Genomic DNA, 22,579 nt, shown 5'->3' on the forward strand with positions numbered 1-22,579 from the left:
CGGTCTCATGCGGAGAGCACTGCGCAATGGCAACCCTGAACACTCTTCCCAAACTCATCCTTCCCGGCATCGGCGGCTCCGGCGAAGCCCATTGGCAAAGCCATTGGGAGGCTTCGGACACATCCTTCCGCCGCTTCCGGCCCTCAAGCTGGGACGCGCCAGAGCTGGAGGACTGGACAATGGCTCTGGATGCGGCCGTCTCGCAGGCGCCAGCCCGGCCGGTGCTTGTTGCCCACAGCCTTGCCTGCCTGCTGGTGGCCCATGCCGCTCACATGCTGGGAAGCAGGGTGCGCGGCGCCTTTCTCGTGGCCGTGCCGGATCCGGACGGGCCTGCTTTCCCGGCAAGGGAAGCGGCAAGCTTTGCCAACCCGCCAGCCCTGCCCCTGCCCTTTCCGGCGCTGATCATCGCAAGCGCCAATGATCCCTATGGCACACCGGACCATGCCCGGCGCCGTGCGCGGGAATGGGGCACAGGCCTGATCGAGGCTGGCGCCCTCGGGCATATCAATGGTGCCAGCGGCCTTGAAGACTGGCCGCAGGGGCGGATGCTGCTGGAGGCCTTTTGTGCGGGGCTGCCGGACTAGAGCCGGATCTCATGCCTGAAAGGCCAGCGGCCCGGCAATGGCTCCGCGCAGATTGGCGAGAAGCCCGGCAATGGCCTTGAGCGCGCTTTCGAGCTCCGCCTGCGCCGGGGCGCCGATGCACAGCCGCACGCCTGCCGCCCCGTTCTCCGGAGCGGCGGCGGTTGCCAGCGGATCGGTGACGAGAATGCCGAGCGCCCGGGCAGCCGCCGCCAGCGCCTGCGCCTCCTGATCTGCCATCGGCAGCCACACGTGATAGCCAAGGTTCGGATGCGGCGGCAGCGCATCGCCCAGAATGCTGGCCGCCAGCGCCCGGCGGCGCGCCGCCTCTTCGCCGATGGCATCGCAAATGGTCTGAGCCGTGCCATCCATGATCCAGTGCTCCATCACCAGACAGCTCAGCGGCGAAATCATCAGCCCGTGAGCGTAGAGGCAGGCTTCCGCCCGCTCCTGCCAGGCGGCAGGCACCACCAGCCCGCCAATGCGCAGCGAAGGATTGAGCGTCTTCGACAGGCTGTTGATGTAGAACACCCGCTCCGGATCAAGGCTGGTGAGCGACGGCAATGCGGGATCGGCACCCAGCGCATAGACATCATCCTCGATGATCAGCGCCCCGTGGCGGCGGCAGACTGCCAGGATATCCTCGCGCCGGGCGCGGCTCATGCAGGTGGCCACCGGGTTCTGCATGGTCGGCATCAAATAGACCGAGGCCCGCACATCCGGCCCCGCCGCCTGCAAGGCCCGGTCCAGCGCTTCCGGCATCATGCCCTCATGATCCATGGCAACGGCCGCCAGCCGCACTCCGGAGTACCGGGCGAGTGTCAGCAGACAGGGATAGGTCTGCGCCTCCACCAGCAGCAGGGAGCCCGGACCGGACAGCATCGACAGGCACACGGTGAGCGCATGCTGCGCGCCACCAGTCAGCAGCAGGCGGCCGGGACCGGTCTCCGTGCCCAGCCGCCCGAACCAGCGGGCAAGGCCGGTGCGGAAGCGCACATGCCCCGGCACCGGCGGATAGGAATTGAACAGGGCCGGCTCAGTCTGCCGGGCCAGAGCGGTCAGCGTGCGGGAGAGCAGGCGTTCGCTCATGACGGCGGGCGGAGCATTCTGCGACAGGTCGATCACCGCCCCCTTGCGCCCGCCGGTGTCCGCCACGAAAGTGCCGCTGCCCTTGAGCGCATGCACAAGGCCGCGCCGCTCCAGAATGCCATAGGCCTTGGTCACGGAGCCAAGCCCGATGCCCAGCTGCCAGGCAAGATCCCGGTGCGGCGGCAAGCGCTCGCCTGCGGCCAGCTTTCCATCGAGGATGTCTTCCGCCAGCGCCGCCGCCAGCCTGTCGCAGGGCAGTTGCGCTTCACCGGAAAGGCGCGGCTTCCAGGGCGACTTGAGGCGCATCGGCACTCTCCAATTGCGTCACGTGACGCTTTTGCATTTTACCACGAGTGTCACGAACTCTACGATCCTCCTTCCGGGACAGCAAACAGAACCGGAGACAGGATCAGAGCCATGCAGCAGGATAACAAGGCCTTGCACGGCGGCCCCGTGCGCCTTCCCGTTCCGCTCAACGCCCTGAGGGCTTTCGAGGCGGCGGCGCGGCATCTTTCGGTCAAGGGTGCCGCTGCAGAAATCGGCGTCACGCCCTCCGCCGTCAGCCACCAGATCCGCCTGCTGGAAGACAGCCTGGGCGTGGAACTGCTGCGCCGGACGGGCGCAAGGCTGGAGCTGACGCAGGCCGGGCGGACGCTGACCCCGGGGCTTTCCGCAGGCTTCCGACAGATCTCGGAGAGCGTCGGCAGTTTGCAGACCGGGCGCAAGCTCGGCCCCTTGCGCCTGTCGCTGCCGCCCGGCTTTGCCGCCCACTGGCTGCTGCCCCGCCTTGCCGCCTATCCGGCGGCCCGGCCGGGGTTTGAACTGGAACTGCAGACCACGCAGGAGGTGGCCGATCTGGCCGCAGGCAGCGCCGATGCCGCCGTGCGCCATGGCAAGGGGCACTGGACCGGCACGGTGAGCGAGCACCTCTTCGACGAAACCCTGACCCTGCTGGGCCGGGCAACAGCCGGAGAGGATGCCCGCGCGCTTGTCGGCCGCAGCACGCTCTTCATCTCCGGCCACCGGCATGAGGGCTTTGCCCGCTGGAATGCTTCCCTGCCCGGCGGCCCGGTCCAGCCGGCGGCCATCATCACCGTCGATTCCACCAGCCTCAGCCTCAAGGCGGCGCTGGATGGCACGGGCATCACCTTTGCCGGGCCGGAACTGGCGGCTGAGGACATTGCCGCCGGGCGGCTGTCCCTGATCTTCGCCCACCGGGTGGCGGCAGAGGCCGGCTATTACCTGTGCTATCCGCCTGCACTGGAGCGCGACCGGCGCATCCGCAACCTCAGGACATGGCTGCTGGCGGAAACCGGCGATCTGCGCCGCGCCGGCTGAAGCCCGGTCCCGGCGGGATGGACACGCCGGCAACCTGGCAAGCATGCTCAGTCCTCGCCGTCCCAATATCCGGCGGCGGCAGGGCGCTGGAAGGTGAGCGCAAGACGGCGCGCCCTGACATCGCCGCCCGGCGCGGCCCCGGCATAGACCGCCATCTTGCCGCTGTCGGGATATTCGACAATGTCCGGATCATGCATGCTGCTCACGGCCAGATAGCGCAGCGCTTCATCCGGCCCCGCAATCAGCTGATGCGCGGTCTCTGTCCCGCCGGCAGGGCAGACGGCTACATCCCCCGCCGCCAACGGAAATTCCTCTTCGCCGTAGCGCAAGATGCCGCTGCCGGAGAGGATGACAAACATCTCGTCATTGGCCAGATGGCAGTGATAGGGCCAGCCCTTCTTGCCGGGCGGGATCTCGACATAGCGCGCGCCGAGCCGCGTGGCGCCCAGCGGCGCGGCCACCGCCGCCTTGCGCGCCTCAAAGCTCTCCCCATGGGCCTGTGTTTCCATCGGCAGGGTGGCAAGTGTCACAACCGGTTTCATGTTGCAGTGTCCTGTCAGGTTTCCTCGCCATGCAGAGGAACCCGCAATGCAGCCCAACGCAAGTGAATGCTCTTCAGTCCTCCCGCAGCTATGGTCAATCGACAGGCAGAAGCTTCAGGCGGAGACTTGCGGTTGAACGCAATTTCAAACCGGAGACCCGGCCTTGCACAATTGCCAAGCGCAGCATCAGGAGATCACACGCCCGGCACCTGCCGCCAAAGAGGGTGCACGTATTCGCCTGCGTGCCCCCGATGGGGTGCCGCTCGGCGGGCTTGTCTGGCGCCATCCGGCCCCGGATCCGCGCCGTCCCGTTGCCGTCATCGCCCCTGCCACCTCCGTACGCTGCAGCTACTATGGGCGCTTTGCCGGCTATCTGCATGAGCATGGCTTCGAGGTGCTGACGCTCGACTATCGCGGCATCGGCTTTTCCCGGCCCGCGAACTTGCGCGGCTTTCAGGCGGACTGGGCCGACTGGGGCGATCTGGACGTGGAAGCAGGGCTGCGGCTGGTGGAACAGCAATGGCCGGGCCAGCCTCTGCATCTCATCGGTCATTCCATCGGCGGGCTGGCCATCGGCCTTGCCCCCTCCGCCCGCAACGCCGCACGTTTGCTGACCGTTGGCGCACAGCATGCCTACTGGCGCGATTACGACCCCCAGCAGCGCCGCCGCATGTATCTGAAATGGCACGTGTTCATGCCGCTGGTGACGCGGCTCTTCGGCTATTTTCCGGGCAAACGCCTTGACTGGCTGGAGGATACGCCCGCAGGGGTGGTGCGTGACTGGAGCCGCATGGGGCCACAGCTTGCCGAGCACCTGCGGCAGGACATGTTCATTGGCGGCGAGCGGGAGGGCGAGATCCTGACCCGCCGTCTTGCAAGGATCACCGCGCCGCTGCTCGCCATCGGCCTTGATGACGACCCCTTCGGCACGCCACAGGCACTGGAGCGGCTGCTCGCCTGCTACAGCGCCAGCCCCCGGCAGCATCTGCGCCTGGGCCCGCAGCACAGCGGCGGCGAACCCATCGGCCACTTCAACTTCTTCCACACCCGCTTCCGCCCCACCCTCTGGCCCATTGCCCTCAGGTGGCTACAGGAGGGAGAGATTGTTGCAGACGGCAGGACCAACGGCTGATCACTTCCTTACAGACGCTGGCCCACAAGTTCCTCAACACTCGTCCGGCTCCAGGTGTCTAGTCCAGCATGTAACAGGCAAGGCTTGAGCCCTCCCGCAGCCCGGAAGCTGGCAACGGGAACAAAAAGCAGCTGAAACAGTTGGCAATTCAGAAATGAAAGCCCGCAGCGGCGGAACCAGCCAAAGCGATCCAGAGCGGTCCGGCCGGTTCCGCCACACGCGCAGCTTTCCTTTGTCCATCTGAAACGGGTCAGAACCCGGCCGGTTCAGTGTCTGCTGCAGCCCTTCCGTTCGACGGCGCGCGCCTGCGCCGGGCGGGCATGAGCAACGGGCCGGAACACCGGAGAAGGAGAACACCATGCCGGTGGCTACACGTCTTTTTGAAGATCAGGCAGCGGCCGCCAGGGCAGCCTGGCAGCTGGACGCTCTGGGCCTTTCCTCTGTGAAAGCATCCATCATCGGCAAGGATGACCTGCCGGACTACCGCGACATGCGGGTGGAACAGGACCCTGTGACCGGGGAACGCACGCAGGTTCCCGAACCTGCCCCCGGCGCGGCGAAAGGCACAGCCGCCGGCGCGGTGGTTGGAGGCGGGGCCGGACTGCTTGCAGGCCTCGGTGCAGCAGCCGTCCCGGGAGCCGGGCCCGTTGCGGCTGCCGGGCTTCTGGCTCCGGCACTGGCAGGCGTGGCGGGCGGGGCCCTCGCGGGCTGCGCCATCGGAGCACTCACGGATCTCGGCATTCCGGCCAAGGAGGAAGGGGCTTTCCGCGAAGCCATCCTGCACGGCGGCGCTGCGGTCAGCGTCCGCTTTGCGGAGGAGCACCGTGAACAGGTGGAACGGGTGCTGGCAGGCGCCGGATCCCGCCCGGCAAGCAGCGCCAGCCGCCAGTGACTCCCGACAGAGACACCCGTCAGTAACACCCGCCGCAAATCCCAGCCCCGGAGACATCCCGAAACGCCCGGCACAGCCCCATGAGGAGAGACATGGACACAGCAGCAACCGGCCCCTCAATCCCCTACTGCGGCGAAGCACCGTCTCCGGCAACGTTTCTGAGCAGCTGGAACCTTGATCCGGTGCTGATCGCCGCCCTCCTTGCGGCGCTGGTTGCGGGAGGCAAGGCGGCGGTAAACCGGCCCGCCTTTCTGCTGGCCTGGAGTGTTCTCGTTCTCGCCTTCGTCTCACCGCTCTGCGCCCTGACCAGCGCCCTGTTCAGCGCGCGGGCGCTGCATCACCTGCTTCTGGTCAGCGTCGCGGCACCTCTTCTGGGCCTTGCCCTGCCACTGCGCGGCATAGCCGTGCCCGCAGCCCTCGGGATGACCGGGGCAGCGCTGGTGCTGTGGCATGTGCCGGTGGTCTATACGGCGGCATGGGACAGTCCTGCAGTATACTGGCTGATGCAGGCGGCTCTTTTGATCCCGGCGGCAGCCTTCTGGTCGGGCGTGTTCGACTGGCGGGAACAGGATGCCGGAGCGCTCCTGTCCAATGCCCTGATGACCGGGGCGCTCGCGGGCATCATGGGGCTGACCGGCGCCGTGCTCACCTTCGCGGCAGAGCCGCTCTACCTGGAGCATCTGCCCGTCACCCTGATGTGGGGACTGGAACCACTGGCTGACCAGCAGGCAGCGGGCCTGATCATGTGGGTGCCCGGACTGCTGCCGCTGGCCCTGGCCGCCGCCGTCATGGCCCGGCGGGCCTGGGCGCAGGGGCTCGCAGCATGATCGCTGCGCTGAAATTCCTGCATATTGCGGGTTTGGCCTCGTGGAGCGCAGCCCTTCTTGCGCTGCCCTTGCTGATGCGGGCGCATGGCAGTGCAGACAACCAGCGCCAATATGCAAGGTTCCGCCTGATCACCCACATCGGCTACATCGGCTTTGCCACACCTGCGGCTCTCATCACCATCATCGCCGGCACCGGCCTGATCTTTGCGGCAAGGATGTTCGAGCCCTGGCTGCTGCTGAAGCTGTCATTCGTTGCGGCCATGGTGCTGGTGCATGCCTGGATCGGTCATCTGATCCAGCGGTCCGGCGAAGAGCGGCGCAGCCACTGGCAGGCCGCCCCCCTTGCGGCCCTGCTGATGGTTCTGCCGCTGATCGCGGCCATCGTCGCTTTGGCGCTGGTCAAGCCGGATCTGGGCGGGGTCTTCACCGCCCTCATCCCCGATCAGTTGCTGTCACCGCGCAAGGGGGCATCATGATCATTCTGCGTCCCCAGCCCGTAATCGAAGACCAGCTTGCCGCCGTGCCAGCCGGTCATTCCGGTCATGCCCGTCGCCAGCAGGGAGGTCAGGAAGCCCCAGGGCAGCACCGCCTGGACCGGATCGCCAAAGCGAATGCCCCAGTTTGCGCCGAGTATCGAAAGCAGCATCACGGCCAGGATGAAATGGGTCCAGCTGGCCGCCCGGATGCGGATGCCGGGCACCAGCAGCAGCTCGGCGGTGCCTGCAATGCCGGCCAGTATCCCCATGAGGAAGCCGGTGCCGGACGCCCAGAAGGCAACGCGCGGCCAGAACAGGTCTCCGGTCCACCAGTAGAGCGCGTCGGCTCCAAGCGTGCTGACGCACATGGCAATGGGAAAGGTCACCAGCATGGCGTGGATCGGGTGGCCGGCGATGGCAATCTTCGAGTCCGTGCGGTGAAAACTGCGGTGCTCGTGGATCGGGTCATGGAGACGGCGGCGGAACGCTCTGGTCCGGGGCATGTCTTTTCCTCCTTAAGGCTGTCTTTCAGGCAACTGGCAGCGGCGCTTATGGTTCCCGCCCTTGCCGCCTGCGAGGGACCTCTGTCCACGCTCTCCCCGCAAGGACCGGCCGCCGCAGACATCGCCACCCTGTGGTGGGCAATGCTGGCAGGGGCGGCGCTGATCACCTGTCTTGTGCTGGCGCTCGTCTGGCGCGCCTTCGTCCGCACGCCCGGCAAAGCCCCCGGCAAAGCCCCCGGCAAAGCCCCCGGAGAAGCCCCCGGAGAAGCCCCCGGAGAAGCCCCAAGAGAAGCCCTCGGAGAAGCCTTCTGGATCAAGGGCATGGGCCTTGGTTTCAGCTTCACCGTGCTGTTTGCTGTGGTTGGTGCCGGAATCTGGACCGGCGAGCGGCACCTGCCCCGTCCCGGCACGGAGGCAATGCGCGTCGAGGCCACTGCCCGGCAATGGGCATGGCGCTTCCGCCAGCCCGGCCCGGACGGCACCATGGTCGAGACGGAGGGACGCCTGCACATTCCGGCCGGGCAGCCGGTGGATGTGGTCATCCGCTCGCAGGACGTGATCCATTCCTTCTGGGTTCCGCAGCTTGCAGGCAAGATGGATGCCCTGCCGGGCCGCGACACCCTGTTGCGCATCGAAGCCTTCAGACCGGGCCTTTACCAAGGCCGCTCGGCGGAGTTCTCGGGCACCGGCTATGCCGGGATGGTGTTCGAGGTGCTCGCCTATGACCCGGCCTCGCCACCAGATTTCACCAGCACAGACGGGAGAGGCGCAGAATGAGCGGGCCAAACCCCAACCCGCCGCAGAATGCCCTGCGGCTGCACCGTGACCTTGACCGGATCTGGGGCCGTCCCGAAGGGTTCCGGGGCTGGATCATGACGGTGAACCACAGCGATCTCGGGCTGCGGTTCATGATCACGGCATTCGTGTTCTTTGCCATAGCCGGATGCCTGGCCATGCTGATCCGGGCCCAGCTGGCCACGCCGGAGGGCGCCTTTCTGGACACCGCGCATTACAATCAGATCTTCACGATGCACGGCAGCCTGATGATGTTCCTCTTTGCCATTCCGATGCTGGAAGGGCTGGGGATGTATCTGCTGCCGAAGATGCTGGGATCGCGGGATCTGGCCTTCCCCCGCCTCTCCGCCCTTGGCTGGTGGTGCTATCTCTTCGGCGGCCTGATCATTCTTGCCGCGCTCGTCGCCGGTGTTGCACCGGATGGCGGCTGGTTCATGTACACCCCTCTGTCGTCCAAGACCTACAGCCCCGGCATCAATGCCGATGTCTGGCTGCTGGGCGTCACCTTCGTGGAAATCTCGGCGCTTGCGGCCGCCATCGAGATCACCGTCACCATTCTGCGGATGCGCGCGCCGGGCATGAAACTGACGCAGATGCCCCTCTTCGCCTGGTACATGCTCGGCACCACGGCCATGATGCTTGTCGGCTTCCCACCCCTGATCCTTGCCTCGGTGCTTCTGGAAATCGAAAGAGCCTTCGGCTGGCCCTTCTTCGACGTCACGCGCGGCGGTGATCCGCTGCTGTGGCAGCATCTGTTCTGGCTGTTCGGCCATCCGGAGGTCTACATCATCTTCCTGCCGGCGGCCGGCGCCATCTCCACCATCCTGCCGGTGATGTGCCGCACGCAGATCATGGGCTACAGCGCCATCGTTGCGGCGGTGCTCGGGCTGGTGTTCCTGTCCTTCGGCCTGTGGGTGCACCACATGTTCACCACCGGCATCCCGCATATGGCGCTGGCCTTCTTCTCGGCCGCCTCGGCGCTGGTCGCCGTGCCCACGGCCGTGCAGATCTTTGCCTGGATCGGCACCATGTGGAAGGGCCGCCCGCAGATGCACCTGCCGATGCTGCATCTGATGGGTTTCTTCTCGACCTTCGTCATGGGCGGGCTGACCGGGGTGATGCTCGCCATCGTGCCTTTCAACTGGCAGGCCCATGACACGGCCTTCGTCACGGCGCATCTGCACTATGTGCTGATCGGCGGCTTCGTCTTCCCGATGATGGCTGCCGCGGTCTACTGGATGCCGCTGTTCAGCGGCAGGCAGGCCATTCGCGGCCTTGGCACAATGGCCTTCTGGCTGATCCTCATCGGCTTCCACGGCACCTTCTTCATCATGCATCTGACCGGCCTGCTGGGCATGCCGCGCCGGATCGATGTCTATCCGGACAATCCGGAATGGCTGTGGCCCAATCTCGTCAGTTCGTTCTTCTCCTTCGTCATGGCGGCAGGCTTTGCGCTGTTCGTGCTCGATCTTCTGCTGCAGATGCTGTTCGGCCCCAAGGCAAGGCGTGATCCCTGGCAGGCGGGGACGCTGGAATGGGGCATGGCAACCCCGGCCCCGGCCTACAACATCGCCTCCCTGCCTCTGCCGGACCAAAGCGCCGTGGAGATTGCACGCGGTGAAGGCCTGCTGCCCGGAGCGCCCCGCCACCGGCGGGAAACCCTGGTGGTGGATGTGATCAGCGGCACGCCACGGCATGTGGCGGTCCTTCCGGGCAATTCGGTCCTGCCGATTGTGACGGCCGCCGCCATCGGCGTCTTCGTGCTGCTGATGCTTGCCGGGCTTTACTGGCTGGCGGCAGCAGCGCTGATGGCCGTCGCTGCCACCGCCTGGAGCTGGCAGCGCTTCATGGGGAGCACGCATGACGAGGGACCGCTGAACGTGGCACCGGGGCTCAGCCTGCCGGTCAATCATGCGGTGCCGGACGGGCTTGCCCGCACCGGATTGACCTGTCTTCTGATCGCCAACGGCACGCTTTACGCCTGTTTCCTCTTCGCCATCGGCTTTCTCTCGGTGATTGCCCCGAACTGGCCCGCCCCGGACAGCGGCATTGCCACCCTGCCTGCGGGCGTGCTGACGGCCATTCTGTGCCTGGCGCTGGCAGGAGCCTGCGGCCTTGCGCGCATTCCACAGGCGCAAGGGGCAAAACTCTCTCTCTTTCCGATGCTGGCAGCTCTCGGTGTCATCGCAGCGCTTGTGCCCCTGCTGGATGACCCCACCCGGCATGCGCGCGATGCGCTGCGGGCGGCAGGTCTCGGCTATGTGGCGCTGCATTGCGTGATCGCAGCGCTCCTCGCCCTTGTCTGCGTGGTGCAACAACGGGACGGGCGGATCGGAGAGGGGCGGGAATCGGCCTGGCCGGTCTGGCGCATCTGGCAGGACTACACGCTCGCCACCACCCTCATTCTGGTTCTGCTTGTCACACTACAGGAGGCACTCCAGTGAAATGGCCTTTACGTACCCTGCTTGGCCCCCTGTTCTGGGCCGCCGCCTTTTCGCTCATCTATGCGGCGCACGGCCTTGGCTGCGCCTGGGGATGGCCCGCCCAGCCGGCTCCCATTGCCGACCTGCAGCGTTTCACGCTGTTTGCCCTGTGGCTCGTGGCTCTGGCCGGGGCCGGGACCATCCTCCTGCTGTCCCCCGACGGGGACAGCAGGGAAGAAACGCTGGTCAGGGCCGGCGCCTGGATCGGTTTTGTCTCCGTCACCCTGACGCTGTTCCCGGTCGTGGGGCTGACCACCTGCGATGCGGGCAGCTAGTCCCGTTTGTGATCGTCTTCCAGCTTCTCCGGAAGATCCTTGCGCGGCGTGGAGGCAAGCTCCTCCAGCTCCGCTTCCGTCATGCTGTCGAACATCTCCCGCGAGGCGCCGAACAGGTCCTTGCGGTCCGTTTCGCCGCGCTTGGCGGACAGGGCGGCACCTGCCGCCTTCTGCTGTGCTTGTGATCTTGCAGGCATGGGTCTCTCCTTTCAGTGGTTGGGGTTTCATGTGTCCTCATCCGGCCCGCCCTTGTGGCCGATACGCCGCGACATACGCCTGAGCAGCCAGAGCACGGCGATGGCCAGCACCGCCGCCAGAATGGCAAGCGGCAGAAGGCCGCTGCCGCAGGCAAGGCCGATGGCGCCTGCCATCCACATCCCCGCTCCGGTGGTCAGACCGGTGATCCGGCCGCCGGAGGTGATGATCGAGCCCGCCGCGAGGAAGGCGACACCGGCCGTCACCGCCTCGATCAGACGCAAGGGATCTGTCTGCAGATGCGTTGCACCCTTGAACTCGTTGGCCATGATCTCGGCGGCGATGATCGTGAAGAGGCAGGCCGCCATGGACACAATCATGTGGGTGCGCAGCCCCGCAGCACTGGAGTGGATCTCCCGCTCAAAACCGATCGCCGCGCCCAGCACCGCCGCAAAGACCAGCCGCAGCAGGGCCACCTCGAAGCGGACGGCAACGAAGGGATCGCGGAACTCCCCGGCAATCAGCGCCACTGTGCTGTCGATCATGAACTTTCTCCCGGCCAGACGCCGGATCAACCCTGCAGCCGGCCTCTGTGTTCCAGAACATGCCCCCTTGGTCAGCCTTGCATGCCTGCCGGCAGGCCCTTCGGGAAACTCAGGAACAAACGGCAACGGCAGAGGTTGACGGCACGAAAATGCCGCTGCGCCTGACAGCCTGCCCTGGTGAAGCGAAGAATCTGGTGGTCTTCCGAGCTTCCCCTTTTGGCCGCTGACACAGGCAGCCCCGCTTCTGCCCCTCCCAGCGCAGCGGCATTTTCGCCCCCTTCCCCTTTGCGGGAAAAACACGAACAACACCAAAGGAGAAACTCATGGATCACAGCAAGCACACCCCGCTGCCCCGGCAGGACCTGAATGAAGCTGTTCTGGCCGACGCCCCGATTTACGACACAGCTGACCGCAAGGTCGGCACCATTTCCCATGTGCACCGGACCGGTGACCTGACCGAGGTCGTCGTCGATGTCGGCGGTTTCCTCGGCATCGGCGCCAAGCCGGTGCTGGTGCGTGCAGATCAGCTCAACCTGATGCGGGATGAGAAAGGCAACGTGCACGGCGTCACCAGCTGGACCAAGGATCAGCTGAAAGACCTGCCCGAGCACAAGCACTGACACCAGCCGGTGCGGCGCCTGAGCCGTTTCAGGGCAGAATGGCACGTGAAATTTGCAGGCGGCGCGGACCTTCCGGGCCGCCTTTTCGCATTTTCCGGACCCCGCACAAAAAAAGCGGCGCCCACCGGAGCGGGCGCCTGAAGTTCCAGTGAGAGACTGGGTAGGCGTGAGATCCGGCCCTGAGGCAGGGACCTCGGATGTGGCAACCTGTCCGGCGGCCTGATGTTCCCGCCCTTTTTTCAATTGCTGCATGACGATGATGCGGCCGGACCTGTCAGAGCATGGTTTCGCCGACCCAGTGGACCATCAAGCCCAGTCCGGCAAGGCACAGGCTGGCCAGCAGCAGCAAGAGCCCGTCGCGGGTGAGGATTGCGGCCGCGACCAGGGCAATGAAGCCGGAGGCGACCGTGCCGCTGCCGGGCACCAGCTCCATGAAGGGCATGAAGAGGGTCAGCGCCATGATCATCATCAGCCAGACATAGAGGCAGGGCTTTTCCGTCAATGTGCTGAAACGCGGCTGCAGGATGTGATCAACGAAGGCAACCGGCTTTCGCAGCCAGGAGACCGCCACACGCAGCCGCGCCCCTGCGATCTCCCGCCGTTCCAGAATGCCGGGAAGCCAGATGTGCCGGCGCCCGAGGATCATCTGCGCGGCCAGAATGAACTCAAGCAGGGCAACAAGGGTCGTCACCCCCGGCAGGATGCTGGCCGGAGACACGGAGATCAGGGCAAAGACCAGCATCAGCGTTGCGAAGGAACGGGCGCCGATAGCTTCCACCATCGTGCCGATACTGACCGCTTCCGCCTTGCCTGCCTCCTCCAGGTGGTCCAGCACCGCCCCCAGCACAAGGTTGTTGTCCTGCATCTCCAGCGCCGTCCTCTTCATCTGTTGCAGACAGGAAACCCGGCTGGGGCCGGACTGTTCCACGCGGGACTGGAACATTTCGGCGGCCTGCCGGTTCCTGGACCCCAGAACATGCAGCAAGAGCATCCCTGATGCCGCTTCCAGCCAGTTCCAAGCCAGGGAGACGACATGACCACCCCGCCGCATCACCCCGCTTCCTTCCGCACCGGCCGCAGGCAGTTCCTGCAATTGTCCGCCGGCAGCCTTGCCGCAGCCGGATTTTGGCCCGCCACCGCCCTGGCGCAGGAGCCGCTGCCGCCGCTGGAAGACTATCCAAGGGCGTTTTTCACCGATGCGGAATGGGCCTTCGTGCTGGCGGCCGTGGCACGGCTGATCCCCTCCGAAGGCGATGGCCCGGGAGCGCTGGAGGCGCGGGTGCCGGTCTTCATCGACCGGGAACTGTCCGGTGATTTCGGATCGGCGGCCGACTGGTACATGGCAGGACCGCACCAGCCCGATGCCGAACCGGAATTCGGCTGGCAGTCACCACTGGCTCCCGCTGATGTCTACCGGCAGGCCATCCCCCTGTTTGACGCATGGTGCGAGACCAGCTTCGGCGCGGCCTTCACTGCCCTGCCCGCCTCAGCCCAGGATGAGGCCCTGACCGCACTGGAAGAGGGCACCGTGCCCTTGCCGCCGGAGTTGCGGGACTTCTTTGACCTGCTGCTCGCCAACACCAAGGAAGGATATCTGTCCGACCCGATCCACGGCGGCAATCACCAGATGGCGGCATGGGTGCATATCGGTTTTCCCGGTGCCCGCGCCCATTACCGCGAATGGGTGGAGCAGCACAACGTCCCCTATCCGCTGGGGCCGGTTTCCATCTCCGGCGAAAGGGCCTGAGTGATGGCCCGGCAGGAGACGAAGAAGGACGCCGTGATCGTTGGCCTCGGCTGGACCGGAGCCATCCTCGGAATGGAGCTTGCCAGTGAGGGTCTTGAGGTCCTGGCGCTGGAACGCGGCCCGGACCGCCGGACAGTGCCGGAAATGCGCTATCCGCAGATGATCGACGAGTTGAGCCAGGGCGAGCGCCACAAGATGATGCTGCGCCCGGCACAATCCACCGTGACCTTCCGCCGGGACCTGTCAGAAACGGCCTTGCCGATCCGAAAATGGGGCTCCTTCCTGCTCGGCAACGGCGTGGGCGGATCCGGCGTGCACTGGAACGGCCAGAACTGGCGCCCCCAGCCGGAGGAACTGCGGCTGCGGAGCTACATCACTGAGCGCTGGGGTGCGGGCATCATCCCCGAAGACATGACCATTGCCGATTATCCCGTCACCTATGACGAGCTGGAGCCCTTTTTCGACCGGTTTGAGCGGGTGGCGGGCATCAGCGGCATCGCCGGCAACATCCGCGGGGAAATCCGGGACGGCGGCAACCCGTATGAGGGCTGGCGCTCACGCGATTATCCGATGCCGCCTCTGCCGATGACATGGAACGGTGTCAAATTCGCCGAAGCCGCAAAGGCCATGGGCTATCACCCCTTCCCCCGTCCCGGCGGCAATGCCTCCACATCCTATGTCAACGAGTACGGCATGCAGATGGGCGCCTGCAATTTCTGCGGCTTCTGCGAACGCTACGGCTGCTACCAGTATTCCAAATCCTCACCGCAGACGACCATCCTCGCCGCCCTGTTCCGCAAGCCCAACTTCAGCTACCGGACCGGAGCGGAGGTGCTGCGCGTGGAGATGGCAGCGGATGGGCGCACGGCCACCGGCGTGACCTATTACGACGAAGCGGCGGGCGAGGAGGTGTTCCAGCCCGCAGATCTGGTGATCCTGGCGGCCTATCAGATCGAGAATGTGCGCCTGATGCTGTTGTCCGGCATCGGTCAGCCCTATGACCCGGCGACGGGCGAAGGGGTGACGGGCAAGAACTACGGCTATCAGATCACCGGCTCCACCTCGCTGTTCTTCCGCAACGAGCATTTCAATCCCTTTGTCGGCTCCGGCATCAACGGCATGTGCATCGACGATTTCGGCATGAACGCCATCGACTTCGGTGCGGAGGGCTTCATTGGCGGGGCCTATATTTCCTCGGCGCAGACCAATGGCCAGCCGATCCGCAACATGCCCCTGCCGGAAGGCACGCCCGAATGGGGGGCGCGCTGGAAGGCCGCCATTGCGGAATGGTATGGCCACGGGATGAACATCTCGCATCATGGCTCGGTCATGTCCTACCGGGACCACTATTGCGATCTCGACCCCACTTACCGCGACCGGCACGGCAGGCCGCTGATGCGGATCACCTTCAACTGGCACGCCAACGAGCTGCGGTTGAACGCCTTTCTGCAGGAAAAGATCGAGGCGCTTGCCCGGTCCATGCAGCCGGACCTGATGCATGGCGACTACAAGGACGAGGAGTCCCTTTACGACATACGGCCCTATCAGACCACGCATAACACCGGCGGTTCGATCATGAGCGCAACTCCGGACGGCGGGCCGCTGAACCGGTATCTGCAGGCCTGGGACAAGCACAATGTCTTCGTCATGGGCGCCGGCGCTTTCGTCCAGAACACCCAGTACAATCCCACAGGGCTGGTTGGCGGGCTCGCCTACTGGGCCGCGGATGCGATCCGGAAGCAGTACCTGCCCAATCCGGGCCCGCTGGTCTGAGGGGGCAAGAGATGAGGATCTTTCTTCAAATTCTGCTGGCTCTCGCTGTCACCGGCGGGCTTGTCATGGCCGCCATCATCCTGATCCCGGTGAGCCGCACCCCGATGTCGCAGCTGCCGCCGGAAGGCTGGGAGCCGGAAGCCGGCGCGGGCGAATATGTGATGCGTGCCGGTGACTGCATCGCCTGCCATACGGCCGATGGCGGCGCGGATCTCGCGGGCGGACGGCCGATCGAAAGCCCGCTTGGCACAATCTATACGGCCAATATCACGCCGGACCCGGAAACAGGCATCGGCGGCTGGACGCTGGACCAGTTCCGGGCGGCACTGGTGGATGGACTGCGCGCCGATGGCAGCCATCTCTACCCGGCCATGCCCTATGAGAACTTCCGCTTTATGACCGAAACGGACATCCGCGCGCTGTACCGCTTCTTCATGGAAGAGGTGCCGCCCGTGCGCAACGCGGTGAAAGAGCCGGAACTGCCCTTCCCCTTCAATCAGCGCTGGGGCCTCAGGGCCCTGAACTGGCTGACCCTGCGCCATGACAGCGGCTTCACCGGCACCATGGGTGATCCCGTTCTGGATCGCGGGCAATATCTGGTGGAAGGCCCCGGCCACTGCGCTGCCTGTCACAGCCCCCGGACGGTCTACATGGGGCAGGACGGCCTCAAGGCGGATGAGCCTGCCTTCCTGACGGGGGGATATATCGAGGGACAGGAAGCACCGCCCCTGCGCGGGCCGCAAAGCGTCATCCGCAAATGGCCCATCGGTGAACTGACAGCCTTTCTCGCCACGGGCCGCAACTTTGCCTCCACCGCCAATGGCGAGATGGGCCTCGTGGTGGAGCATTCTCTGCAATACCTCAGTGACGAGGACATCATTGCCATGGCGCGGTTTCTCAAGGCGCAGGATGACGAGCCGCATGATCCGCCGGAAACGGCTGTGCCCGAAGGCCCGCTCGCCCTGCCGCCTGCCGGCACGGATCAGGCAGGGGAGGCAACAACGCGCATGCTGAGCATGGCCCCATCCTATATGCCGCTGGGTGCAAGGCTTTATCTGGACAATTGCGCCCAGTGCCATTTCGTCACCGGACGGGGATCTCCGGATATCTTCCCCGCGCTTCAGGGCAACAGCCTCGTCGTGTCGGAGGAAGTCACGCCGCTGATCTCCATCATCCTGCATGGCGCGAAGGTGGAGGGGACGGAAAAGCGGCCGATGCCGCTGGTGATGCAGGGCTATGCGAACCGGCTGACCGACAGCGAAATTGCTGAACTTGCCAGTTTCGTGCGTCAGGCCTGGGACAATGACGGCACACCGGTCTCGGCGGAGGACGTGAAGGAGATCCGCGCACAGGAACCAGCGCTTGCGCAGCAGAAAGACGGCAGCGGCAGGCCTTAGGAAAGCGGGAACAACGCAGGCGGGAGACGGTTCCCCAGTCCTCAACAGGAGGACAGACCGATGAGACACCTGACCCGCATCCTGCTTGGCACGCTTCTGGTGCTGCCCCTTCCTGCCGCTGCGCAGGAAGCAAGAACCACTTTCGTCAATGGGGAGGGCACCGAAACCGGCACCGCCACCCTGACTGAAACTCCAAGCGGCGTGCTGATCAAGCTCGACCTCGGCGCCCTGCCGCCCAACCAATGGCTCGGCTTCCACATTCACGAGACGGGCAGCTGCGATCCCCATGGCGGTCATGAATCTGCCGGGGACCACTTCAATCCGGAAGGTGTGGAGCATGGATACCTGTCAGAGACAGGGCCGCAGGCCGGAGACATGCCCAATATCCGGACCGACGCGGAGGGCATGGCGCGTGTCGAGGTGCACAATCCGCTTGTGACCCTCAACGAAGGCGGAAACTCGATCCGCGGCCGGGCGCTGATGATCCATGCGCAGGCCGATGACTATCGCAGTCAGCCCTCTGGAAATGCCGGAGACCGCCTCGCCTGCGCGGTCATCGAGTAAGGCCGTAATCCAGGAACATTCCCCATCCCGCATGGTTGACGCACAACGCAGAGGCCCTCTGCGGCAACACCCCGCCAGCCACTCCGGAGGGCGGGCAGCACAGGAGGAAAAGCAATGGCAGACCGCCGTTATGAAGAGCGTTACTACGATGAGCGCAATGATCAGAGCCGTGGCAGACCCCGCTATGGCCGCGAAGGCCGCTCCATGGAAGACGAGCGCTCGCTTTACTGGCCCACGCGGGAATATGATCGTCCGCAGGCCCGTGACGATGATGACGACCGGTACGGCAGCAGCTACCGCCGCGACCAGGATCCTTACGAGAACGGCAGCATGTACGGGCGGATGTATGGACGTGAGCCGGGCCGCGCGCCGGGGCGTCTGCCGCAGTCCTATGGCCGTCAGGATTACGGCCGTCCGGACTATGGCGTGCAGGACGACGGCAACGCCTTCGGATTTGCCCGTCACGACCAGCGCCACGATGAACAGATGCGCGGCTGGGACGACGAGCGCCGCTGGGGCCGCAACAGCGAGAGCGGCATGTATGGCGGCCCCGGCTACGAAAACGGCCCGGGCTTCCCCCCACGCGTCTATGACCCCGGCATGCTCTCGGCCCTGCAGGGGCAGGGCCGCCAGGAAACCGGGGCACGCGGCTTCCGCGGCCATGGGCCGAAGGATTACAAGCGCAGCGACGACCGCATCCGGGAAGATGTATGCGACCGGCTCGTGGACGCCGATACGGTGGATGCCAGCGGCATTACCGTGGAGGTTTCCAACGGGGAAGTGACACTCAACGGCCACGTCTCGTCCCGCCAGGCCAAGCGAGCCGCAGAAGACTGCATCGAGGACTGTTCAGGCGTGCAGCACGTCCAGAACAATCTGCGGGTCCAGGAGGCGTCCGGGGACAGCGATGAATCGTCCGGCACCGGCACAGCGGGCACCAGAACCGCCGCACGGACGCGGCCCAAGGAAAGCTGAGTGACTGAGTGAAAGCATGAAACGATCAACCGGCGGCGTGCACTTCTGCACGCCGCCGGTTGCTTAATGTAAACCATTTATTTTAGAAACGCTCAACAATGTGACCGTGCCGGGCTCGCCGACCTGCGGGAAAAGGGTATATGATACTTCAAGATACCCGAAAGAACCGGAACCCCGCGATGTTCAGCGAAGACAAGACCCAGCAGCCGGACGGACCGGCCGGTTCCCCTCACGAGGGACATGAAGAGCGCGAGGCCTTTCAGGAGGAAGCGCGCGAAATCGTTGATGCCGCAGAGGCAGAACCGGTGCCGGAAAGGCTCCAGGATCTGGCCCTTGCACTGGGCGAGGCGCTTGAAAGTGCCCATGACGGTGCAGCGCTCCTGCCGAGAAGCTTGCGCGACACGCACTGAAGTCCCGCGCACACGTGCAAAAGCGCCAGTACGCAGCCCCTGGAAGACCGCGTCTGCAAAAATGGCTGAAACCGCCTGGGCTGAAAGGCCTATGGCCGGTTAGATTTCATCAAGCTTGTCCCGCAAGGCAGCTCTCGCCCTGTTTACCCGGCTTTTGATCGTGCCGATGTCGCAGCCGAGGATCTGCGAGGCGTGAATGTAGCTTTCGCCGAGTACCGCCACGAGAATGATGGTCTCCCGGTAATGGATCGGCAGCTGATGAAGGGCTTCCTCCATCTCCTGCATGCGCAGATGCCAGATCTGGGTGTCGGCCACCGCCACCGGCTCTCCGGAGACGCAATCCTGATCACCGGTGCGCTCGCGCGACCGCTTGGCCCAGTTGGAATAGAACCGGTTGCGCATGATGGTGAAAAGCCACGCCCTCAAATTGGTGCCGGGCTCGAACTGATTTACCCTTTCGATGGCCCGTAACAGGGTTTCCTGCACCAGATCATCAGCCTCAACCGGATTGCGGCATAAAGACCGCGCGAAAATACGCAGTGCCGGAATGTAGCTGACGATCTCCTCCCCGCAGCGCTTTCCTGCCGCTGTCGATCTGGGTCTGCGCCCGTCCGGCTTCAGCCGGATGATCTCCTGCTTGCACGTTTGCCCCGATGCCCTGCCTCCCCAGGAAGGCGCACGTGTGCTTTCAGCCCCCGCGATTGTCATCCAGTCGGTCATGAATTTCTCCCTGGTCGTGTTCTTGCCAGCGGCTGCGGGTGTGAGGAATAGGTGTGCGGCCTGCGGCTTGTGGTCACGTCGATTGCAATCCACGGACGGGCAGATTGTTCCCAGCAATCTGAATGTAGGTGTCATACAAGTTGATTTTGTGGCCGGGTCCGCCTGCATCCGAAAAAGCAATCCGGGCAGACCGGGAACAATCCTTGAGGGCAGAGGTTCATGGGCCGGGAAGCAGCCGGCGGGACTGTCTGGACCAGCGGACACCGCGGGCAGGAGCCGCGGCCGCACGTCCTGACAGACCGAAAGGAGACCTTCCTCATGGCCCGGTTCCTGACCGCCATTCTCTTCGTTCTTGTTGGCCTTGCCCTCGCCCTTCCGGGCGTCCAGCTCGTCTGGCTGGGCGGAAGTCCCGCCTATCTGCTCATCGGGCTGGGCCTTGCCCTTACGGCTCATTGCCTGCTCCACCGGCCGCAACATGCGCTGACCGTCTACGCCGCCATCCTCGCAGGCACGATGGTCTGGGCGCTGTGGGAAGTAGGGCCCGACTGGTATCAGCTCGCGCCGCGCGGCTGGCTGCTGGTGCTGATGGGTCTGTGGCTGATCGGCCTGGACAGGTTCCGTCCGGTCGCCGGCGGTGAAGCAGACGCAGCCGGACGGTCTCCGGGTGCGGCTTGTCTTGCGGTTGTCCTGCTGGCCTGCGGTGCCGTGGCGCTCGGCTCCGTCCTGCGTGACCCCAAGAATATTTCGGGCACTCTGAGAGCGGACACGGTCAATCCCTCCCCTGCCGGAGGCGCGGATTTTGCCGATGAGGACTGGCGGCTTTATGGGCGCGGCAGCTACGGCCAGCGCTACTCACCGCTCGATCAGATCACGCCGGAGACTATTGGCTCCCTGACCGAGGTCTGGCGCTACCAGACCGGAGATGTACGCCTGCCTGAGGATGTGACCGAAACCACCTATCAGGTGACGCCGCTGAAGGTCGGAAACAATCTGTATCTGTGCACGCCGCATAACATTGCCATCGCCATCAGCGCCGCAACGGGACGGGAAATCTGGCGTCATGACGCAAAATCCGGAATGGAGCCGGACCGTCAGCATCAGACCTGCCGGGGTGTGACCTACTGGGAAAATCCGGCGGCCGCACCCGGTGAAGCCTGTGCAGCAAGGGTCTATATGCCCACCGCCGATGCCCGTGTGGTCGCGCTCGATGCCGCCAGCGGAGAGCCCTGCGCCAGCTTTGGCGAGGGCGGAGAAATCTCGCTGCTCCCGGGCATGCCTTACCAGCCGCCGGGCTATTACTACTCCACCTCGCCCCCGGTCGCAGTGGACGGCAAGCTGATCATCGGTGGCGCAGTGAATGACAATTTCTCCGTAAACTCGCCTTCCGGCGTGATCCGCGCCTATGACCTGCTGACAGGCCAGCTGATCTGGAACTGGGACAGCGGCAACCCGGACAATACCGCCCCGATCGACATTGCCGGCGGCGAGACCTATACCGCCAACTCTCCCAACAGCTGGTCCATCTTCTCCTATGACGAGGCGCTGGGGCTGGTCTATATCCCGCTCGGCAACGAGGTTCCCGACCAGCTGGGCACCGGGCGCAGCGCCGCCACCGAAGCGCATTCCTCTTCCGTGGTGGCCCTCGACATCCGCACCGGACGCAGGGTCTGGGTGTTCCAGACCGTCCGTCACGACCTGTGGGACATGGATGTGCCCGCCCAGCCCGTTCTGATCGATCTCGACATGCCACAGGGCCGCGTGCCTGCTCTTGTCCAGCCCACGAAACAGGGCGACATCTACGTCCTCGACCGGCGGACGGGCGCGCCGCTTCTGCCCGTGGGCGAGCGCGCAGCCCCTGCCGGGGCGATTGCAGGCGAATGGACCGCACCCACACAGCCGGTCTCCGCGCTGTCCTTCGAGCCCCCGAAGCTGCGCGAGGCGGATATGTGGGGCATCTCCCTGTTCGACCAGCTCGCCTGCCGGATCCAGTTCCACACCCTGAACTATGAAGGCCGCTACACGCCGCCCTCCATCGAAGGCAGCATCGTCCACCCCGGAAACTTCGGGGTCTTCAACTGGGGCTCCATCGCGGTCGACCCGGTGCGGCAGGTGATGTTCGGCATGCCGACCTACCTGCCCTTCACCGTCAGGCTGGTTCCGGCTTCGGAAATTCCGCCGAAAGGAGAGGACGAGAAAGCCTCCGAGCAAGGTCTCAACCGCAACGAAGGAGCTGACTTCGGCGTCTTCATGGGGCCATTCCTCGGCCCCCTCGGCGTGCCCTGCTCTGCTCCGCCCTGGGGTTATGTGGCCGGAGCGGACCTGCGCAGCGGCGAGATCGTCTGGATGCGCCGCAACGGCACCGTGCGCGACATGACGCCCCTGCCCCTGCCGTTCAAGACCGGCGTTCCCGGCATCGGCGGCCCCATCATCACCGCTGGCGGCGTCGCCTTCCTCGGCGCAACGGTGGACGACTATCTGCGCGGCTATGACCTGACCACGGGCGCGGAAATCTGGCGGGCGCGGCTGCCCGCAGGCGGTCAGGCCACACCGCTGACCTACGCCCTCGACGGGCGCCAGTATGTGGTGATGGTCGCAGGCGGCCACGGCTCGGTCGGCACGAAGGCCGGGGACTATGTCATCGCCTATGCACTGCAGGACGAAAATTCCCCGCCGCCCCCCGCCAACTGATGCGGGCTGGAA

At 65.2% G+C, this 22,579-nt stretch carries 24 protein-coding genes; 17 read left to right on the forward strand and 7 right to left on the reverse strand.

Annotation, left to right across the window (positions count from 1 at the left end):
- Nucleotides 1-26 precede the first annotated feature (26 nt).
- Nucleotides 27-584: an alpha/beta hydrolase gene (locus tag IF10I1_RS10285; protein ID WP_186392683.1), complete on the forward strand. Its 558-nt coding sequence runs from the start codon at nt 27-29 to the stop codon at nt 582-584.
- 9 nt (nt 585-593) lie between these two features.
- Here IF10I1_RS10285 and IF10I1_RS10290 read toward each other — a convergent pair whose 3' ends face one another.
- Nucleotides 594-1,976 carry a PLP-dependent aminotransferase family protein gene (locus IF10I1_RS10290; protein WP_186392684.1) on the reverse strand — a complete coding sequence of 461 codons (1,383 nt, stop codon included), beginning with the start codon at nt 1,974-1,976 and terminating at the stop codon, nt 594-596.
- Between the two features lie 111 nt (nt 1,977-2,087).
- Here IF10I1_RS10290 and IF10I1_RS10295 point away from each other — a divergent pair, with 111 nt between their 5' ends.
- Nucleotides 2,088-3,008, forward strand: coding sequence for a LysR substrate-binding domain-containing protein (locus tag IF10I1_RS10295; protein WP_186392685.1), 921 nt, complete (start codon nt 2,088-2,090; stop codon nt 3,006-3,008).
- Between the two features lie 47 nt (nt 3,009-3,055).
- On the opposite strand, the gene IF10I1_RS10300 is transcribed toward IF10I1_RS10295, so the two are convergent.
- On the reverse strand, nt 3,056-3,550 hold the full coding sequence (locus tag IF10I1_RS10300; RefSeq protein ID WP_186392686.1) for a cupin domain-containing protein: 495 nt from the start codon (nt 3,548-3,550) through the stop codon (nt 3,056-3,058).
- Between the two features lie 163 nt (nt 3,551-3,713).
- Here IF10I1_RS10300 and IF10I1_RS10305 point away from each other — a divergent pair, with 163 nt between their 5' ends.
- The 4 genes from IF10I1_RS10305 to IF10I1_RS10320 all read left to right on the forward strand — a co-directional run bounded on the left by IF10I1_RS10305 (nt 3,714) and on the right by IF10I1_RS10320 (nt 6,877).
- Nucleotides 3,714-4,682 (forward strand): alpha/beta fold hydrolase, encoded by a 969-nt coding sequence (locus IF10I1_RS10305; protein ID WP_244284692.1) that lies wholly within the window; start codon nt 3,714-3,716, stop codon nt 4,680-4,682.
- Nucleotides 4,683-5,040: 358 nt separating this feature from the next.
- Nucleotides 5,041-5,574 carry a hypothetical protein gene (locus tag IF10I1_RS10310; RefSeq protein WP_186392687.1) on the forward strand — a complete coding sequence of 178 codons (534 nt, stop codon included), beginning with the start codon at nt 5,041-5,043 and terminating at the stop codon, nt 5,572-5,574.
- A 92-nt stretch (nt 5,575-5,666) separates the two neighbouring features.
- Nucleotides 5,667-6,401 carry a cytochrome c oxidase assembly protein gene (locus IF10I1_RS10315; RefSeq protein WP_186392688.1) on the forward strand — a complete coding sequence of 245 codons (735 nt, stop codon included), beginning with the start codon at nt 5,667-5,669 and terminating at the stop codon, nt 6,399-6,401.
- Nucleotides 6,398-6,877, forward strand: a complete 480-nt coding sequence (locus IF10I1_RS10320) for a CopD family protein (RefSeq protein WP_186392689.1) — start codon at nt 6,398-6,400, stop codon at nt 6,875-6,877. The genes IF10I1_RS10315 and IF10I1_RS10320 overlap by 4 nt, the downstream gene beginning before the upstream one ends.
- On the opposite strand, the gene IF10I1_RS10325 is transcribed toward IF10I1_RS10320, so the two are convergent.
- Nucleotides 6,844-7,380: a DUF2231 domain-containing protein gene (locus tag IF10I1_RS10325; protein WP_186392690.1), complete on the reverse strand. Its 537-nt coding sequence runs from the start codon at nt 7,378-7,380 to the stop codon at nt 6,844-6,846. The genes IF10I1_RS10320 and IF10I1_RS10325 overlap by 34 nt on opposite strands.
- Nucleotides 7,381-7,428: 48 nt before the next feature.
- Here IF10I1_RS10325 and IF10I1_RS10330 point away from each other — a divergent pair, with 48 nt between their 5' ends.
- From IF10I1_RS10330 to IF10I1_RS10340, 3 genes are read left to right on the forward strand one after another with little or no spacing between them, the layout of a single operon-like run.
- A complete protein-coding gene (locus tag IF10I1_RS10330) occupies nt 7,429-8,157 on the forward strand; it encodes a cytochrome c oxidase subunit II (protein WP_186392691.1) in 729 nt (242 codons plus the stop codon).
- Nucleotides 8,154-10,619, forward strand: coding sequence for a cytochrome c oxidase subunit I (gene ctaD, locus IF10I1_RS10335; protein ID WP_050472994.1), 2,466 nt, complete (start codon nt 8,154-8,156; stop codon nt 10,617-10,619). The genes IF10I1_RS10330 and ctaD overlap by 4 nt, the downstream gene beginning before the upstream one ends.
- Entirely contained in the window at nt 10,616-10,933 is a 318-nt protein-coding gene (locus tag IF10I1_RS10340) for a hypothetical protein (protein ID WP_050472993.1), read from the forward strand. The genes ctaD and IF10I1_RS10340 overlap by 4 nt, the downstream gene beginning before the upstream one ends.
- Here IF10I1_RS10340 and IF10I1_RS10345 read toward each other — a convergent pair.
- Both IF10I1_RS10345 and IF10I1_RS10350 read right to left on the reverse strand, forming a co-directional pair.
- Nucleotides 10,930-11,130 (reverse strand): DUF3008 family protein, encoded by a 201-nt coding sequence (locus IF10I1_RS10345; protein WP_050472992.1) that lies wholly within the window; start codon nt 11,128-11,130, stop codon nt 10,930-10,932. The genes IF10I1_RS10340 and IF10I1_RS10345 overlap by 4 nt on opposite strands.
- A gap of 27 nt (nt 11,131-11,157) precedes the next feature.
- The gene (locus tag IF10I1_RS10350) at nt 11,158-11,673 is read right to left on the reverse strand and encodes an MgtC/SapB family protein (RefSeq protein ID WP_050472991.1); all 516 of its coding nucleotides are present in this window, start codon (nt 11,671-11,673) and stop codon (nt 11,158-11,160) included.
- Between the two features lie 323 nt (nt 11,674-11,996).
- Between IF10I1_RS10350 and IF10I1_RS10355 the strand changes: the two genes are divergently transcribed.
- On the forward strand, nt 11,997-12,293 hold the full coding sequence (locus IF10I1_RS10355) for a PRC-barrel domain-containing protein (protein WP_050472990.1): 297 nt from the start codon (nt 11,997-11,999) through the stop codon (nt 12,291-12,293).
- Between the two features lie 274 nt (nt 12,294-12,567).
- Here IF10I1_RS10355 and IF10I1_RS10360 read toward each other — a convergent pair whose 3' ends face one another.
- Nucleotides 12,568-13,236: an exopolysaccharide biosynthesis protein gene (locus IF10I1_RS10360; protein WP_208977260.1), complete on the reverse strand. Its 669-nt coding sequence runs from the start codon at nt 13,234-13,236 to the stop codon at nt 12,568-12,570.
- 90 nt (nt 13,237-13,326) lie between these two features.
- On the opposite strand from IF10I1_RS10360, the gene IF10I1_RS10365 reads away from it, so the two are divergent.
- From IF10I1_RS10365 to IF10I1_RS10390, 6 genes are all read left to right on the forward strand, one after another.
- Complete coding sequence (locus tag IF10I1_RS10365; protein ID WP_050472989.1) at nt 13,327-14,040, forward strand: gluconate 2-dehydrogenase subunit 3 family protein; 714 nt, start codon at nt 13,327-13,329, stop codon at nt 14,038-14,040.
- A 3-nt stretch (nt 14,041-14,043) separates the two neighbouring features.
- The gene (locus IF10I1_RS10370) at nt 14,044-15,813 is read left to right on the forward strand and encodes a GMC family oxidoreductase (protein WP_186392692.1); all 1,770 of its coding nucleotides are present in this window, start codon (nt 14,044-14,046) and stop codon (nt 15,811-15,813) included.
- Nucleotides 15,814-15,824: 11 nt separating this feature from the next.
- A complete protein-coding gene (locus IF10I1_RS10375; RefSeq protein WP_186392693.1) occupies nt 15,825-17,210 on the forward strand; it encodes a cytochrome c in 1,386 nt (461 codons plus the stop codon).
- A gap of 60 nt (nt 17,211-17,270) precedes the next feature.
- On the forward strand, nt 17,271-17,774 hold the full coding sequence (locus tag IF10I1_RS10380; protein WP_186392694.1) for a superoxide dismutase family protein: 504 nt from the start codon (nt 17,271-17,273) through the stop codon (nt 17,772-17,774).
- A 114-nt stretch (nt 17,775-17,888) separates the two neighbouring features.
- Complete coding sequence (locus IF10I1_RS10385; protein ID WP_186392695.1) at nt 17,889-18,749, forward strand: BON domain-containing protein; 861 nt, start codon at nt 17,889-17,891, stop codon at nt 18,747-18,749.
- Between the two features lie 179 nt (nt 18,750-18,928).
- Entirely contained in the window at nt 18,929-19,159 is a 231-nt protein-coding gene (locus tag IF10I1_RS10390) for a hypothetical protein (RefSeq protein ID WP_050472984.1), read from the forward strand.
- A gap of 99 nt (nt 19,160-19,258) precedes the next feature.
- Here the strand turns inward: IF10I1_RS10390 and IF10I1_RS10395 are convergent, their stop codons facing one another.
- A complete protein-coding gene (locus IF10I1_RS10395; RefSeq protein WP_244274493.1) occupies nt 19,259-19,879 on the reverse strand; it encodes a sigma-70 family RNA polymerase sigma factor in 621 nt (206 codons plus the stop codon).
- Between the two features lie 318 nt (nt 19,880-20,197).
- On the opposite strand from IF10I1_RS10395, the gene IF10I1_RS10400 reads away from it, so the two are divergent.
- Nucleotides 20,198-22,567 (forward strand): membrane-bound PQQ-dependent dehydrogenase, glucose/quinate/shikimate family, encoded by a 2,370-nt coding sequence (locus IF10I1_RS10400; protein ID WP_186392696.1) that lies wholly within the window; start codon nt 20,198-20,200, stop codon nt 22,565-22,567.
- Nucleotides 22,568-22,579 lie beyond the last annotated feature (12 nt).

Origin of the sequence: Pannonibacter sp. I15F10I1 (genome assembly GCF_900185665.1) — a bacterium.
In the GTDB taxonomy this organism is placed as follows: Bacteria; Pseudomonadota; Alphaproteobacteria; order Rhizobiales; family Stappiaceae; genus Pannonibacter; species Pannonibacter indicus.